The organism is Luminiphilus syltensis NOR5-1B (genome assembly GCF_000158175.1).
Taxonomy (GTDB): Bacteria; Pseudomonadota; Gammaproteobacteria; order Pseudomonadales; family Halieaceae; genus Luminiphilus; species Luminiphilus syltensis.
Genome location: NZ_DS999411.1, coordinates 791,544 through 807,078 on the forward strand (window position 1 = coordinate 791,544; position 15,535 = coordinate 807,078).

Below are 15,535 nucleotides of genomic sequence, written 5' to 3' on the forward strand. Positions count from 1 at the left end.
ACCGAGAGAGCGCTTCACCCTTACCAGCTGCACAACTCGCGCAATACCGCAGTGGCGTAGGCACCCCGACCGAGACTAAAGCGCAAGACAATGCCCTCAGGCTCCAGCGTGCTGACAATATCTCGCACCGGCAAGCGCAGACTCCGGGTGCCCGGTTCGACACGGCCCTTACTCAAGGCCTTCTGCCACTCCTCAGGCCCAAGCTCGGAACCCTCCCCCGCCAGAATACCGGCGGGGTGCACATCCATTTCGCTGCATCGTCGGCGCAGCTCATCGTCAATACTAGCCACTTCGAACACACTGGCGGAACCATCGAGATTGGCCATATCCCCCGCAACGAATTGACTCCAGGTACCGGCCTCCACCCGACGAGACAGCGCCTCATTAAAAAGGTACGACCGAACCGTCGAGATCGCCATACCGCGTTTGTCTCTGGGCAGGCGTTTTCCCGCCGCCCAATCAGCGGCAAGTCGCAGGTTGCCCCCACCGCGCCCAAAGCGTTGCTCGCCGAAGTAGTTCGGCACGCCCCGCGCGCGTATAAGCGCTATACGCTGGGCCCATGCATCAACATCCGGCTTTGATTCAAGACGCAATACAATCTGAAACTCGTTGCCCTTGTGGGCACCCCGGCGGAGTTTTCTCAGGTGCCGCTCGCACGCAGTGACAGACACACCAGGCACCTTCAACAGACCCCAGTCGGGAGCATGCCAGCGAGGCACGCTGAACCACTGCCGAGTGATCGCATGCCGGTCCTTCAGGCCGGCGTAGCCCACATCCCGAACCGGCACCTTGGCGTGTTGTGCCAACTGTCGCGCGACCCACTCTGTGTTGGCGCCGGTCTTTTCGATAAACAGGTAATCGTGCTCACCATCACCACTGCGCTCCCACCCAAGGTGCTCGGTAACCTGAAAATCTTCGGGTGTGAAACGCAGGCGCACGGACAGCAGTGGTTCCCCAAAGGCGCGCGTCCAGTCTGGCAGTGAGTTCGCGTTCATTATCTGTTTAATCACGTCTTCGGATTTGGGCCGCAGCAGCAAAGTGCGTGCTGACACTGCCGAAAGGCGCGTCGGCACGCTCGCTGAGCACGCTCTTGTATCACACCCAGCGGACAGCGCGACAGAACAGAATCCATGAGAAACGGACAACCTCCGTTAAGGTCCGTCTTCCCTACCGTTCCGAGCACTAGGTCACAATCACATCGTTGTCGGCACGTGCGGCGGCACCCAGGATCATCTGCAGAAGGGCACAAACAAGCTGGAAGACCTCAAGACCCTCGTGTTGGACGAAGCCGATCGTATGATCAACCGCTGCAGATATGCGAATGCCGGATGAATCGAACTGAAATTCACTGCTAATATAGTTAAATCGTGACTCCCCTTTAGGCTGACCCATGTCCCTGCAACGAACTATCTACGCTCAATTACCGCGTTAACGACTGCTTCCGTGTCTGAAATGCTGATCTATCTGGATCCCGACAGCGCGTTCAACCTGCAGAACCAGATCCGGCAAAAACTGGTAGAAGGCATTCTGTCTGGCGCCCTTGCCCCCGGTCAGAAACTCCCTTCGAGTAGAAAGTTAGCGCAGCAACTCGATGTCGCGCGCAATACGGTTGTCTACGCCTATCAGGAACTGATCGCCGAAGGCTATCTGCTCAGCCGGTCGCGTAGTGGTATTTTTGTCAGCGACGTCATACCCAAAATGCGCGTTGAAGACAGCAGCCCACGAGTTATTGTCGACGCCGAAGAAGCCGCGCTGTGGGCGCGCCGCACGCGCCGTCCTGCGACTCTCGGCCCAGGGTTTGTTCAGGACCTACCCAACTGGAGTCGCTACCCCTACCCGTTTATTGACGGCAAGTTCGATCGCTCGCTGTTTCCCGTAGCTGAGTGGCGCGAGGCCAACCGCCTCGCCCTAAGCATTAACGATGTTGGCGCCTGGTCTACTGGCAGTGGTGATGCGGATGACGCCATGCTGCTCGATGAGATTCGCACAAAAATGCTCACACGACGTGGTATTCACGCGCGATCGGACGAGATTTTGCTCACCTTGGGTACACAGAATAGCCTCTATCTCATCAGTCATCTGCTTGCAGACCAAGGCGTGACAGCGGCGGTCGAGGAGCCGGGCAATAGCGACTTCAGGTCCCTCCTCGCGCAAAACGGTGCGAAAGTGCTCCACCAGCCTGTCGATGCCGAGGGCATGGTTGTGAACAGCTGTCTCGATGCATGCGATCTGGTCTATGTCACACCCAGCCATCAGATTCCGACAGCGGTCTGTATGTCACCGGAACGCCGCACAGCTCTACTAAACGCCGCGCAGGAGTATGACTTCCTTGTTATTGAGGATGATTACGAATGTGAAATCAATTATCTGGATAAGCCCCAGCCGGCGCTGCGGAGTATGGACGAGACGGGGCGGGTCATTTATGTCGGCAGCTTGTCAAATGTGTTGGCCCCTGGTTTACGACTAGGCTTTATTGTTGCAGACGCCCCCTTGATACAACGGGCCCGCGTGCTGCGACGGACCGTGATGAATCACCCGCCACTCAACAATCAGCGCACCACTGCTTACTTCCTCGCGCTGGGACACTACGACTCGCTGATGATGCGACTCAGTCGTATTTTTCAGGAGCGGCGCTTGGCTCTGCGTGATGCGCTTAACTGGATGCGTGGAGTGCCCATGGAGATTTCGCCAGAAGTTGGGGGCACCACCTATTGGGTTCGTACGCCAGAAGACTTCGATGTTGAGGCCTTTGCGGGTGCCGCATCCCGGCAGGGAATACTCATAGAATCAGTCCGTCACTATTACGGTGATAGTGAAAACGCGGAAAACTGTTTCCGTATGGGTATAACCAGCCTGCAGATTGAACAGATTCGACCAGGGGTGACTCGGCTCGTTGAGTTAATTCGCTCGCAGGTAAAGACGCAGGTAGAACACCTTTCCACAACAACCGGTGAGTGGCTTAAAGGGGAAAAACTCGTTGAGGCCATCAGCGGTGCAACCATTCTCTACCGGGAAGTAGACGGCGCGCCCTGCACCATCAAGTACCACCGGGATGGAACCATGACCGGGGTGTTGGGCTTCTCTAACGAGGAGCAGGACACTGGTCAATGGCGCATTGAGGACGATCGCTTGTTTCGTCAATGGAGTCATTGGAATTACGCGGAAGGAAAAGTGTATTCGATCGTCATCGACAACCAGCAGATCCGATTTTTCAATGCGGACGGGCAAGTTGTCGACTCCGCGTTTTTCCAGGCAGCGGATGACGAGGCGTCCGGCAGCTCCTCAGATTTGCCCGCCTGGTCTATAACGGCACCTGTATCTGGACCTACGTAATATCGCTCGATAAGGCTAGTGTGGCCTATAGCCACAGGGGATACAGATGAGCAAAATCGGAATTGCCGGCCTACAGCTCGAGGCCATCAATGGTGACAACACCGACTCTATTGAAGCAGAGATTGATGCGGTCGCCCGACGCTATCAGTGGGTCGATATGGTGGTGCTAGGAGAACTGAACGCGCTGGGAAGTAATTTGAAATTTGCACAGCCCATGCCCGGCGGTGAATTTGAGGCCCGTTTCAGCGAAATAGCAAAGCGCCACGGTATCTGGCTGATTCCGGGTTCGATTATGGAAAAGAGCGGTGGGCAATACTTTAATACCGCGCCGGTGATAAACCCGGACGGCGAAGTTATTGCTCGCTATCGAAAGCAGTTCCCCTGGCTTCCCTACGAAAATGGAGTTACGCCCGGCACCGAAGCTGTTGTTTTTGATGTGCCCGGCGTAGGCCGCTTTGGGGTCTCTATTTGCTACGACATGTGGTTCCCGGAGACACTTCGTGCCCTAAGCTGCATGGGGGCCGAGGTAATCATTCACCCGACGCTCACCAGCACCATCGACCGCGAAGTTGAGCAGTGTATGGTTCGCGCCCACGCCGCAAGTCATCAATGCTATTTCTTCGATGTGAATGTCGCAGGCCCACTGGGGGTTGGCCAATCTATTGTGGCTGGACCCGGCGGCGAAGTGATTCACTGCGCAGGCAGGGACCGCGAAATCATACCGCTACGACTTGACCTCAGCTACGTCCGCGATGTGAGGGCAAATGGCTGGCATGGCCTTGGGCAACCGCTGAAAAGCTTTCGGGACTCAACCGTGCCCTTCCCCTGTTATGAGAAGAGCTACTCCTCACCAGCCTTGGATGCCTTGGGGCCTATCAAGGTAGCCGAGGCAGAAACGGGCCGGAAGACGCGGGAGTGACCGTGTCATCAAGACCGCGCTGGGTCGCGGTGCAAAATGGTATGGCCGCACGGGTATTCCTTGCCTTCCTGGCAACCGCGGGTCTTTTTTACGTCAACATCATGCCCGCGATCGTTGACGGACTTAAAGAAGGGCTGAACTTCACGGACCGCCAAGCGGGCTTCGCTGCATCTGCCAATGTTTACGGTGCCGCCGTAGGTGCCTTGCTTATCGTATTCATAATCCGTCGCCTGCGCTGGCGGCCAGTCGCCTACGGGCTACTCCTTGCATTGATCGCTATGGATCTGCTCTCGATGCTGGTGTCACTGCCCGACGCCATGATCGCCATTCGCTTCGCTCACGGCTTCATTGGTGGAGCGCTGGTGGGTACGGGATTCTCCGTCATTGCCAGAACAGAAAATCCCGATCGTACCTTTGGTGTACTGCTATTCATACAATTCGGACTCGGTGGTGTTGGCAACCTCTTTATTCCTCGTCTGGTACCGATCTTTGGCACCGATGTTCTGTTCTTTTCCCTGATCGCGTTCAGTCTCGCGACACTAACAATGATTCCCTTCCTTGATCAGTATCCCGTAGACGAGAAAAGTAAGACGCCAAAAAACAAGGCCCCATCGTCCCTGCCGGGATTGCCAATTGCGCTCGTATTAATCTCTATATTTCTGTTTCAGGCTGCGAACAACGGTCTCTTCGCCTTTATCATCGGTCTCGGCAAGCACTCTGGTCTTACATTGGACTTCATTACCGTCGTACTGGCCGCTTCAGGCTGGGTTGGTCTTTTAGGCGCTGCACTGGTCATTGTGTTCCATACCCGTTTTGGCCGCTTTCTGCCTCTAGCTGCCGGTATTGTCCTGACCCTCGGGGCGACATGGGCACTGTTATTCAGTGAAAGCAAAAGTATATTTTTCTTTGCCAACTCAGTTATTGGCATTACCTGGGCCTTTGTCATGTCGTATCTTCTCGGCCTTGTTTCAGCGTTTGACCGCACCGGCCAAATGGCCGCGTTGGGTGGATTTGCCTCCAAGATGGGCCTTGCCACCGGCCCTCTCGTCGGTGGTTTTTTGCTTGGTGACAACAACTACACACTACTTATCTACCTTGCAGTAGTTGGGCTGGCGATTAGCGCCGCTGCGTCACTCATTCCAGCTCGTATCAAAGACACACCCGAAACCATTACTCCCCGCGCCCCCAGTGCAAGCCCCGCTAATCTGGACTAGCAACCATGTGGTGACTGGCTCTACGCGCACGCGGTGCTTTGCGGTACTTTTTTTTGACATCTTAAAAGATTGGGGAAAGACCGATGCAAAACACTTGTACGCTACGACGTAACGCACTAGCCATCGCGGTCGCTGCGGCCTGCATCACATTGCCAGCCGCACCAAAAGCCCAGGAAGACGGGTCATACACGATTGAAGAAGTCCTTGTGACTGCTACCCGGCGCGAAACCAGCGTGCAGGATATTCCCTACAATATCTCGGCAATCTCCGGTGAAAGCCTCGACTTGCTGAACGCCGTCAACCAGAACGATGTGCTTAGAGCGATGCACGGCATCACGGTCGTTGATCGTGGCTACCGCAACGGCGGCACGGTCAACAGCATTGTTATTCGTGGCCTCAATGTGGACAACGGCGCAAACGGTGACATCATGCTCAACGCCGTGCCTACGGTCGCCACCTATTACGACAACACACCACTGTTCGCGAATTTTCTGGTTAAGGATATCCAGCGAGTAGAAGTATTGCGTGGCCCGCAAGGTACTCTCTACGGGTCAGGTTCTCTTGGCGGTACAGTGCGTTACATCGGCAACCGACCCGATCCAGAAGCCTTCGATGCCGAGCTGGAAGTGGACTACGGGCAGACATCTGGCTCTTCGGGTGAAAATATCGGCATCGATGCGATGGTGAACATCCCGCTGGGTGATGCCTTCGCGTTACGCGCCGCCTACAGCCGAATTGACGATGATGGCGTCATTGATTACGTCAATGCCTATCAGTTGAACGAGTTTCGCGAACCGCTGGTTAATGTCAATGGAGACTGTGTTGACCCGCGAGCAGCATCAGACAACGCGGTTCTATTCAACGTAGGCTGCTTCGAATCCGTAGACGATGCTGACGATGTGGAGATCGATTTCTATCGTCTTTCACTGCGCGGTGAATTAACAGAAAACCTGTCGATACAGCTTAACTACCAGGCACAGAGCGACGAAGTGGGCGCGCGCCGCTCCACCACACTTGGCGACAATAATCAGCCCGCGGGTTCCGAGCTGGCCTTTGCCTATGGCGACGATGACAGCGGTCAAGTGATCCTCGAGCCTTCATCCCGAGACGTTGATATGGCAAGTCTCGACGTAGAGTGGGATTTGGGCTTTGCCACATTCACGTCAACCACCTCCACCTACGACAACGAAGGCGTGGGTGAGAGTGATAACGGTGGGCTCTGGTCGAGCGGTGGTGAAGTTGATGGCACCAGCCGGGACTGGAACTCGCTCTTCTATGGTGGTGAGTGGCCGCGGCCGATTCAGCGTGCCGAGCGTGGCTACGACGACGAAGCGGTGATTCAGGAATTTCGACTGGTATCCAATAGCTCTGATAGCATCATCGACTGGATCGGCGGCGTGTTCTACATTGACCAGGACACCAGTGTCTATCAGCTCAGCCACAATCCTGGTATGAACCTATTCAAGAACGCCTGTCGTAATACGGGAGATCCCGTCTGCACCACCGGAGGTATTTATGGCGGCTTCTGGCCTCGTTTTTACGAAGGTGATTTGAGCGAGATCGATTTTGAGTATGTCCGCGATACCAAGTATGAAGAGCTCGCTGTCTATGGTGAGCTGACCTTTCATTTATCCGAAAGCATACGAGTCACCGGCGGGGTGCGCTGGTTCGATAACGAAACGGTAAACGACACGATTCTCGGCTTTCCATTACCGCCGGGATCCACGTCACCGATGGCGCCGCAATCTACAGACGACGATGACGATATCCTGTTTAAACTTAACGCATCCTGGGACCTTAACGAAGATACGATGGTCTATGGTACGTTTTCCCAGGGGTATCGGCACGGCGGTGCACAGGCGGTCCCGAGCTTAGAGAACGGCGACCCCTTTGGCGAACCCAACGCAGAAGCTATTCGCACCTTCGAATCAGACTCTGTAGATAACTACGAGATAGGCATCAAAGGCGGAGATCCTCGTCTTCGCTACACGGCGTCGCTATTCTATGTCGATTGGCAAGATCCGCAGTTGAACACGGTCTCGTCGTTCTACGGATTTTTCCTGGCGGCAAATGGCGACCAAGCTTCCACCTCTGGCGTGGAACTCGAACTCGAGGGCTATCTCACCGACAGCCTGCACTATCGACTGGGCTATACCTATGTATCTGCAGAACTCGAAAAGGACTTCATCAGCCCGCAAACAGGTGGCGTAGTGGCCTCCGAGGGCGCGCAGTTACCGGGGGCGCCGGAGAACACCTTGAGCTTCAACATTGACAATCGATGGTCAATAACTGGGGACATGGACTTGGTGACCGCATTCAATGCCTACTATCAGAGCAAAACAGAGAACTTTATTAACCAGTCAAGTCCGGAGAATGAGACGTTTGATGATTTCTGGTTGCTAGGCGCAACGGCGTCGCTGCAGACCCAGAGCTGGCAAGCCACTCTCTATGTGCGCAACCTGACCGACGAGGCAGCTCCCACTGGTAGCTTCCCGCGCAGCAACTGGAGTTTTGACACCGGTACTTTCGAGAACTGGTATGGCAATGGCAATCGACAATTCATCGTGCAACCGCGCACCATCGGTCTGAGACTCGGGTACCGCTTCTAGACCCCAACGACCACGTCGACTCTCTGGTGCAATCATCGGAGAGTCGCTGGATGCGCACATTGGTTTTATTGAGCTTCTGGCCAATAATGCAAAGACTATGACGTCAACCGAACCTCAGGGTACACACCCTAACGCCATGAAAGCGCTAGAAATACGTGTCTGGGAGTTGATGCGCGCGGACAACAGAAAACAAGCCTTGCAGCATTGTTCTCAGCTGAATAAAACATACCCGAAGTACGCATCGGGCTGGCACACCGCCAGTCGCCTTGCACTTAAATTAAACAACCCTGCGGTGGCGCTCACAGCCATCGATAAGGCGCTGGAGCTGGAGCCAGACCATACGGCCTGGTTGCTTCAGAGGGCGCAGTGTTTTGCGCGACTCAACCGCAGCGATGAGCTGATTCCCCTCATCGATGTTCTCGCGTCCCGGGTTCTCAGAGGTATTTACCAGTATTCGACCCTCGCCCTGCTCATGACACAGGTTGGACAACGCGAGCAGGCCTTAACGCTTTACCAGCGAGCGGTTGAACTAGATCCTGGCGAGGCAAAGCATTACTACAACCTGGCAACACTTCAGCGCTCCCTCGGTGACGTGAGCGCCGCAGAACATAACCTCGATCGAGCCGTAGCCTTAAATCCAGAGGACTATGAGGCCTATAAAATACGTTCGGAGCTGCGTCGACAGACCGATACTGACAATCATGTCGATGAGTTGGAGCACGTGCTAGAGCGCGGTATACGTGAGACTCGCGGTGAGGTGCAGGTGTGTTTTGCTCTCGCCAAGGAGCTGGAAGACCTGTCGGAGTACGAACGCTCTTTTCAGTATCTCAACCGCGGCGCGACGTTGAAGCGGCGCAATATGCGCTACGACATCAATCGCGATATTGACACCATGGTCAGTATTACTGAGATCTTTAATGCAGAGCGTGCATCATCCGCAACAACCGGTAGCGACAATACCGAGGCGATTTTTGTACTGGGATTACCACGCACGGGCACGACGTTGGTTGAACGGGTGTTATCGAGCCACTCAGAGGTTTTTGCCGCCGGAGAACTCAACAACTTTGCCCTGCAGATGACAAAAGCTGCGCAGCAGGCTGGATTGTCTTCGGGCGGGGACCGTGACGCCCTTGTGCGGGCTGCCGCGTCGCTCGACTTTCGCAAACTGGGCGATGCTTACATTGAGAGTACTCGCCCTTTTACCGGACACACGCCGCGCTTTATCGACAAGATGCCCCTTAACTACTTGTATCTTGGGCTGATTAAACTCGCACTGCCCAACGCAAAAATTATCAGCCTTCGGCGCCATCCGCTGGATACCTGCTACGCGATCTATAAGCAGCTATTTGTAGATGCCTACCCGTTTTCCTACGACCTCGAGGAGCTCGGTCATTACTACCTTGCTTACCATCAACTCATGAGCCATTGGGATTCGGTTTACCCTGGCGCTGTACACAGCGTTCAGTACGAGACGCTGGTTGATAATTTTGAACACGAATCACGGGAGCTTCTGGCTTTCTGTGGGCTCGATTGGCAGCAGCAGTGTCTGGAGTTTTACAACAATAAAAGCGCCTCTGTGACAGCCAGCACCGTGCAGATACGCCAACCCGTTTACCAAAGCTCTGTTGGCAAATGGCGGCTTTATCGAGAGCAGCTGGCGCCACTCGTCCGCATTTTCGAGGACGCCGGTATCGATGTATCCTGAGTCCATAAGCGATCAATCCAGATGGTGTTTTTCCCTCTTTTTTACGCTTTGCTCTCTACTTCCGATGGCACAAGCTGACACAACAGTGGATTCCACCAAAACGACCATTCCCGCCGACCCCAACAGCGCATCATTCGCCACCGAGCTCGGGAACGCGTCACTCCGTTCAATGCGCGACTTTGCCATGCCCCCCGGTGCTCGCGCTCCCAAGACGCGTTTATCTGGCATGCTGACTCTGGAATCCCCACGGTTTAATGGCGGTTTCAGAATCTGGGCGGACTATTACAACCGGGAGCTATCGGTGGGTGCGATGCTGCATGAGCTACCCAATATAAGCTTCCAGTTTTCCCAGCAAGGCAGCGATCTCCTGCCACTGGCTGAGGGTGTACAACGCAGCTCACATCCTTATTGGGAGCTCATTTTACAGCCAGGTAAGGTATGGAGTGATCCGAGTGATCAGGGCTGGAGCCTTGCCTCCATACCCTTTTCGCTTCAGGAGCGCGCTGGAAATTGCACGCACAACGGAGTGCTCACCTGGCGAATGAACAACGAGGGCGGAGCTTCACAAGCTTCGTATCAATTCAGCAGCGAGACCTGTGGCTACTTTCAATTCGACGGTTGGGGAACTGCACCGGCACTATTTACTGCAGGAACAGTCGAGGCCAAAGCGCAATTCCGGCGCTTGTACGAGCATCGCGGCAATCGACTTCCTGTGCGCCCATTGGATCAATTGGCCGAAGACTACCCAGGCGTGGACGCCAAAAACCTGGCCACCGCTGACGGTATCGCGAAAAAGGATACGACAGTGCTGGGTATGGTCGTCAACGGCGTGCACTACCGCAGTGATTGCTTCACGCGCGCGGGCCCGTACCCGTACTGTGATGCGCTTGCCATACCGACCTACTCCGTCGCGAAGTCCCTCTTTGCAGCTGTCGCTACCCTACGTATGCAGCATGTCTATCCACAGCTCTCGCAGCAGACGATTTCGTCTCTGCTTCCCGAATGTGACTCTGAACATTGGCGTGGGGTGACCATTGAGAACACCCTCGATATGGCAACGGGCAATTATGTGTCAGCCGTTGCTGGCGATGACGAGGCCTCAGAGGAACACGAAAATTTCATATTCGCCGATACACATCGGGAGAAATTAACCTTTGCCTGCAACTACTTCCAACGGCAAACAACACCCGCAACACAGTTTGTCTATCACACATCGGACACCTACGTGCTGGGTGCGGCGCTGCAGGCCTTCCTGAACAAGCACGAGCCCAAAGCCGATCTATACCGCTCGGTCCTCGCCACGTCACTGTGGCGGAAGCTTGAATTGAGTCCCCTTCTCGATGACAGTAAACGAACCTATGATGAGGCCTCGCACTCATTCACCGGTTACGGGCTAACGGTGGAGGCCGATGACCTCGTGCGTCTCGCCGATTGGCTGGCTAATCATGGCGGGCACATCGCGGGCCAGGCTCAGTTGGATAAGGCCATGCTGAGTGCGTCGCTGCAGCGCGATCCAACCGACATTGGCCTCACTGCTGGTAGCGAAGCACTGCGCTATAACAATGGGTTTTGGGCATTCAATGCAGCTGACTCACTGGGTTGCCCTACACCGCTATGGGTACCATTCATGTCGGGGGTCAGTGGTATTACCGTGGCGATGTTCCCAAACGGGGTCATCTACTATTACATCTCCGACGGCTATGTCTTTCGCTGGCAGAGTGGACGAGAAGCGGCTCACCAGATTACTCCACTGTGCGACTCTGCTCCTGCGTTGTAATCGCCGAGTTGGAGTCCGCTGTTTGCTATTTCGACAATTACCAGAGGTCTGGTCAACAATTGGGGCACCGCAGTTCGGTGCGGCGTCGCCGTTAGCTACAGCCCTGCTCGCGCCATGGCGGCACTCGCCAAGGCCGGCCCTGCATCCCGATTGATGTTGAACACCAAATCGGCACCCTGCGCGCGAAGTGCCTCAGCGTCGTCGTCGAAATACGCTGTGGCGGCGACAAAACCCGTGAAGCCCTCAAGGCGAAGCTGCTCGATGGCGACGAGATGCTCCTGGTGACTGTGCATCGCGAGGATAACCAGTGTTACCTGGGCTCGATCGACCGACAGGCGTTCCCAGAAATCCGCGTCGGTGCCGCTCTCTTCATAGACTCGCCGGCCCGCCTTCTGCTGCTCAGCGACAACGTCCTCATCCACATCAAAAGCGACCACCGTATCGCCAACTTGCGTGCGGACAGTGTCGTAGGCATTGGCGCCGACCCGACCCATTCCAAAGACCAGGGCCGTGGCTTCCGGAATCGCCACGGTGCGCTCCGGGCGAATAAGCGTCTCACGCTGAAGTCGATTCAGGCGCTGGCGCAGTCGACGATAAAGATCGAAGGCGCGGTCGTTGAGCATCGACAGGGGAACAAAGCTGATCCCCATCGCCACGGCAAGGGTGACCATCCAGGACGCATCCATATAGCCCTTTGAAACCGCCATTGCCGCGATAATCAGGCCGAACTCGCTATACGGCGTGAGGCCCAGGGACGCGAGCATGGCACTGCGTCCACGCAGACCAAACGCCATCAGCAGCAGCAGAAATAGCAGCGCCTTGATGGGGAGAATGAGCAGGAGGCCAAAGGCCACCGCAACGCCGTCAAGACCGGGTAACCCATTGAGACCAATGGTGAGAAAGAACCCTACCAACAACAGGTCCTTTAGCCCCAGGAGCACATTACTCAGCTCTTTGGCTTTGGGCGCCTTGGCTACGAGGGCGCCAGCCACCAGAGCACCAAGGTCGGCCTTCAGCCCGACCACGTCAAACAGCGCCGCCCCGCCCAGAGTGAGCGTCAATCCGGCCAGGACCAACAATTCGCGGTGGCCACACCATTCAAGAAGTCGACCCAGAACATGCCGCATCGGTAACAGTGCGAGCAATCCCAGGGCCCAGGGACTGGGAATAACCCCCTTCGAAACCGCCAACAAACCTACCGCAACCAGATCCTGCATCACCAGAAATCCGATAATGACCCTGCCATACAGGGCCGTCATATTTTCTCGCTCCTCAAGAACCTTAATCACGAAAAGCGTGCTCGAAAACGCGGTAAATAAACCGAGAATGGCGATGGCGGTAAGCGACAGACCTGCGAAGGGACCGATTTCCAGCAAGACCGGCACATAGATCAGGGCGCCGCCGATCAGCACCATGGCGGCGGTATGGAGCAGGGAAGCGACAAAAATATGGGGGCGTACCAGCGACGGGATATCGAGCTTCAGACCGATGGCAAACAACAACAAGAGCACGCCGACGTTGGCCAGCTCATCGAGGGTTGATCCGGGATTGACACCGAGTGCTGCAAGCGCAAAGCCCGCTAGCAGAAACCCCAACAGTGGCGCCTGGCCCAGCTTCTTTGCGATAAGCCCGAACAGCAGGGCGACCCCGATCCACGATAATTCCATGTGCTAATGCCCCTGTGCTAATGGCTTTGCCTGGCGACGATTTCAAATCGGACCCAACGGCTACATGGCTCGGAGTTAGCTCTATGCGGCTCGCCACTCTACCTCATACAACCCCGACCCAAGCAGAGAGCTCTATTCGCTGATTTCACAGGCTACACCTGCCAAACATACAGGAGCCCTCCATCAATATTTGGATCAGGCAACCCAGCAGTGTCGCCTGGCATGCGCCACTACCTGACTGAAAACTCGAATAGCCGATGCGACAGTATAATCCTCGGGCAATACCCGCACCCTCTCGTTCCCTGTCAGCCCATTGACGCTGCAGGTGCTTCACAAGCCGAACGGAAGGTATACACCTGAGTGTAGCTGTGGCTAACTAATTACGGGAGCTCGCTTCGGGGTTAACTCCCCCCCTCCCCCCGAGTTTCCGCTGACTGACGACAAAAGTTTGTATGAGTAAGTGGAGAAACCATCGTGTCCAAAGACGCAACGACAAAACAAACGGTCCTGGCCGTCGACGACACGCCTGAGAACATTGATGTGCTGGTAGGTACATTAAAGGACGAGTATAGAGTCAGAGCTGCCATCAACGGCGAAAAGGCCATCAAGCTCGCACGTGAAACACAGCCCGACATTATCCTCCTCGACATCATGATGCCCGGGATTGATGGGTATGAAGTCTGTCGGCAGCTCAAGGCGGACTACACCACCAGGCATATACCCATCATTTTCATCACAGCGAAGAATCAACTCGGAGATGAGTTGCATGGGCTGGAACTCGGTGCCGTCGACTACATCACCAAGCCCTTCAGTCCACCGGTAGTAAAAGCGCGCTTGGCAACCCACCTGGCCCTCAGTAATCAGAATCGCGAGCTTGACAGAAAAGTCCGGGAAAAGACCGATGAAATCAATCAGACGCGGCTGGCAATCATCCAGCGTTTGGGCCGTGCCGCCGAGTTCAAGGATGACGACACCGGACTGCACGTTATAAGGATGAGTAATTTTTCGCGTATTCTCGGCGTCGCGGCTGGAATGAGCGAGGCCGATGCCGAAATGTTGTTACAGGCTGCGCCCATGCATGATATTGGCAAAATCGGTACTCCGGACTCGGTACTGAAAAAGCCGGGAAAACTCGACGAGGACGAGTGGGTGGAAATGCAACGCCATGTTGAGATAGGCGCAGAGATAATCGGCGACGACGACTCGGAACTGTTGCAGATGGCGCGTACCGTGGCACTTACCCATCACGAACGCTGGGATGGCAAAGGTTACCCCAAGGGCCTCAGGGGGGAGGAGATACCACTCGTTGGTCGGATCGTCGCAGTCGCAGACGTATTCGATGCGCTCACGAGCGTCCGCCCCTACAAGAAAGGATGGTCGGTGGAAGAAACCGTAAAAATGATCGAAGATAATGCGGGATCACAATTCGATCCCGATTTGGTCAAGCTGCTGCCCGAGGTGCTCGATCAGTTCCTCGAGGTAAAAAAACAGTACGACGGGTGAGAAATTTGTTACGGGCTCTTCTTTATCTTGCTGCCGCAACCGGGGTGCTGTGGATATTCCCCGCCTTGGCGCAGTCTGAGAAAAGCGACGAGGTATTGCGTCTCATTGTTGCCGAGGACTTCCCGCCATTTTACTACCGCGATGGTGACGACTTCAGAGGTATTTCAATCGATGTGGCCCGCGCCGTTCTGAATCGACTGGGATACTCCATCCACGTCACGCAGGCACCGAGTATTCCGGTGGCCATCGCGGATCTTGAAACAGGACGCGCTGACTTGGAGCCAAATCTCAGCGCAACCCGGGAGCGAATGCGCAGCGCGTACTTCACCAAAACGCCGCATATCCACGAATCTCAGGACCTGATCATTCGGGCCGACACCACATTGAACTTCAACGGTGATCTCAAAATCCTCGATGACCTTCTTGTTGGGGTCATAAGCGGCTGGACCTACGGGCCCGAATTCGACGGCACCGAGATTATTCAGCGAGTGTTCGTGCGTGACTCCTATCAACAGCTGCGCGGACTGCTGGCGGGCAATTACGATGTTGCCATTCATAATCGTGAGTCTTTTTTATTTCAGGCGCGGGAACTCGGTGTAGGTCAAGCTTTCAAGGTGGTCTCACCATCGGTCTACCATTTGCCGGTAACCATGGCGGTTTCCAAGCGCTATAGCAACGCCCGGGAGTTGGTAGAAAGACTGGATGCAGAGATAAAGCGCTTTATCGACACTGCGGAATACGACCAAATACTTCTCGACAACGGATTCCGCCTGGCTACGCCTCGAGTGTCGTTGCCATGATGGAGAGC

The 15,535-nt window shown here is 55.3% G+C and carries 11 protein-coding genes; 9 read left to right on the top strand and 2 right to left on the bottom strand.

Annotated elements, in window-relative coordinates; all coding sequences use genetic code 11:
• Positions 1-20 precede the first annotated feature (20 nt).
• A complete protein-coding gene (gene truD, locus NOR51B_RS03570; RefSeq protein ID WP_040482302.1) occupies positions 21-995 on the bottom strand; it encodes a tRNA pseudouridine(13) synthase TruD in 975 nt (324 codons plus the stop codon).
• Positions 996-1,233: 238 nt separating this feature from the next.
• On the opposite strand from truD, the gene NOR51B_RS15895 reads away from it, so the two are divergent.
• From NOR51B_RS15895 to NOR51B_RS03605, 7 genes are all read left to right on the top strand, one after another.
• Entirely contained in the window at positions 1,234-1,332 is a 99-nt protein-coding gene (locus tag NOR51B_RS15895; protein ID WP_230198492.1) for a hypothetical protein, read from the top strand.
• A gap of 120 nt (positions 1,333-1,452) precedes the next feature.
• Positions 1,453-3,333 (top strand): MocR-like pyridoxine biosynthesis transcription factor PdxR, encoded by a 1,881-nt coding sequence (pdxR, locus tag NOR51B_RS03580; RefSeq protein WP_009020220.1) that lies wholly within the window; start codon positions 1,453-1,455, stop codon positions 3,331-3,333.
• Between the two features lie 46 nt (positions 3,334-3,379).
• Entirely contained in the window at positions 3,380-4,252 is an 873-nt protein-coding gene (locus tag NOR51B_RS03585; RefSeq protein WP_009021028.1) for a carbon-nitrogen hydrolase family protein, read from the top strand.
• Between the two features lie 2 nt (positions 4,253-4,254).
• Positions 4,255-5,466: an MFS transporter gene (locus NOR51B_RS03590; protein WP_230198392.1), complete on the top strand. Its 1,212-nt coding sequence runs from the start codon at positions 4,255-4,257 to the stop codon at positions 5,464-5,466.
• An 83-nt stretch (positions 5,467-5,549) separates the two neighbouring features.
• Positions 5,550-8,075 (top strand): TonB-dependent receptor, encoded by a 2,526-nt coding sequence (locus NOR51B_RS03595; protein ID WP_009021112.1) that lies wholly within the window; start codon positions 5,550-5,552, stop codon positions 8,073-8,075.
• 97 nt (positions 8,076-8,172) lie between these two features.
• Positions 8,173-9,780, top strand: coding sequence for a tetratricopeptide repeat-containing sulfotransferase family protein (locus tag NOR51B_RS03600; protein WP_154647589.1), 1,608 nt, complete (start codon positions 8,173-8,175; stop codon positions 9,778-9,780).
• Positions 9,781-9,865: 85 nt separating this feature from the next.
• Entirely contained in the window at positions 9,866-11,557 is a 1,692-nt protein-coding gene (locus tag NOR51B_RS03605; protein ID WP_050759410.1) for a serine hydrolase domain-containing protein, read from the top strand.
• Positions 11,558-11,652: 95 nt separating this feature from the next.
• On the opposite strand, the gene NOR51B_RS03610 is transcribed toward NOR51B_RS03605, so the two are convergent.
• Positions 11,653-13,224 carry a cation:proton antiporter domain-containing protein gene (locus NOR51B_RS03610; RefSeq protein WP_009019583.1) on the bottom strand — a complete coding sequence of 524 codons (1,572 nt, stop codon included), beginning with the start codon at positions 13,222-13,224 and terminating at the stop codon, positions 11,653-11,655.
• 474 nt (positions 13,225-13,698) lie between these two features.
• On the opposite strand from NOR51B_RS03610, the gene NOR51B_RS03615 reads away from it, so the two are divergent.
• Positions 13,699-14,727 carry an HD domain-containing phosphohydrolase gene (locus NOR51B_RS03615; RefSeq protein ID WP_009019946.1) on the top strand — a complete coding sequence of 343 codons (1,029 nt, stop codon included), beginning with the start codon at positions 13,699-13,701 and terminating at the stop codon, positions 14,725-14,727.
• Positions 14,728-14,732: 5 nt separating this feature from the next.
• The gene (locus NOR51B_RS03620) at positions 14,733-15,527 is read left to right on the top strand and encodes a substrate-binding periplasmic protein (RefSeq protein WP_195891464.1); all 795 of its coding nucleotides are present in this window, start codon (positions 14,733-14,735) and stop codon (positions 15,525-15,527) included.
• Positions 15,528-15,535 lie beyond the last annotated feature (8 nt).

Excerpts from the sequence above, each read along its gene's own strand:
- truD (WP_040482302.1), bottom strand. The coding sequence starts at position 995 with ATGAACGCGAACTCACTGCCAGACTGGACGCGCGCCTTTGGGGAACCA.
- NOR51B_RS03595 (WP_009021112.1), top strand. The coding sequence starts at position 5,550 with ATGCAAAACACTTGTACGCTACGACGTAACGCACTAGCCATCGCGGTC.
- pdxR (WP_009020220.1), top strand. The coding sequence starts at position 1,453 with ATGCTGATCTATCTGGATCCCGACAGCGCGTTCAACCTGCAGAACCAG.
- NOR51B_RS03585 (WP_009021028.1), top strand. The coding sequence starts at position 3,380 with ATGAGCAAAATCGGAATTGCCGGCCTACAGCTCGAGGCCATCAATGGT.
- NOR51B_RS03610 (WP_009019583.1), bottom strand. The coding sequence starts at position 13,224 with ATGGAATTATCGTGGATCGGGGTCGCCCTGCTGTTCGGGCTTATCGCA.
- NOR51B_RS03600 (WP_154647589.1), top strand. The coding sequence starts at position 8,173 with ATGACGTCAACCGAACCTCAGGGTACACACCCTAACGCCATGAAAGCG.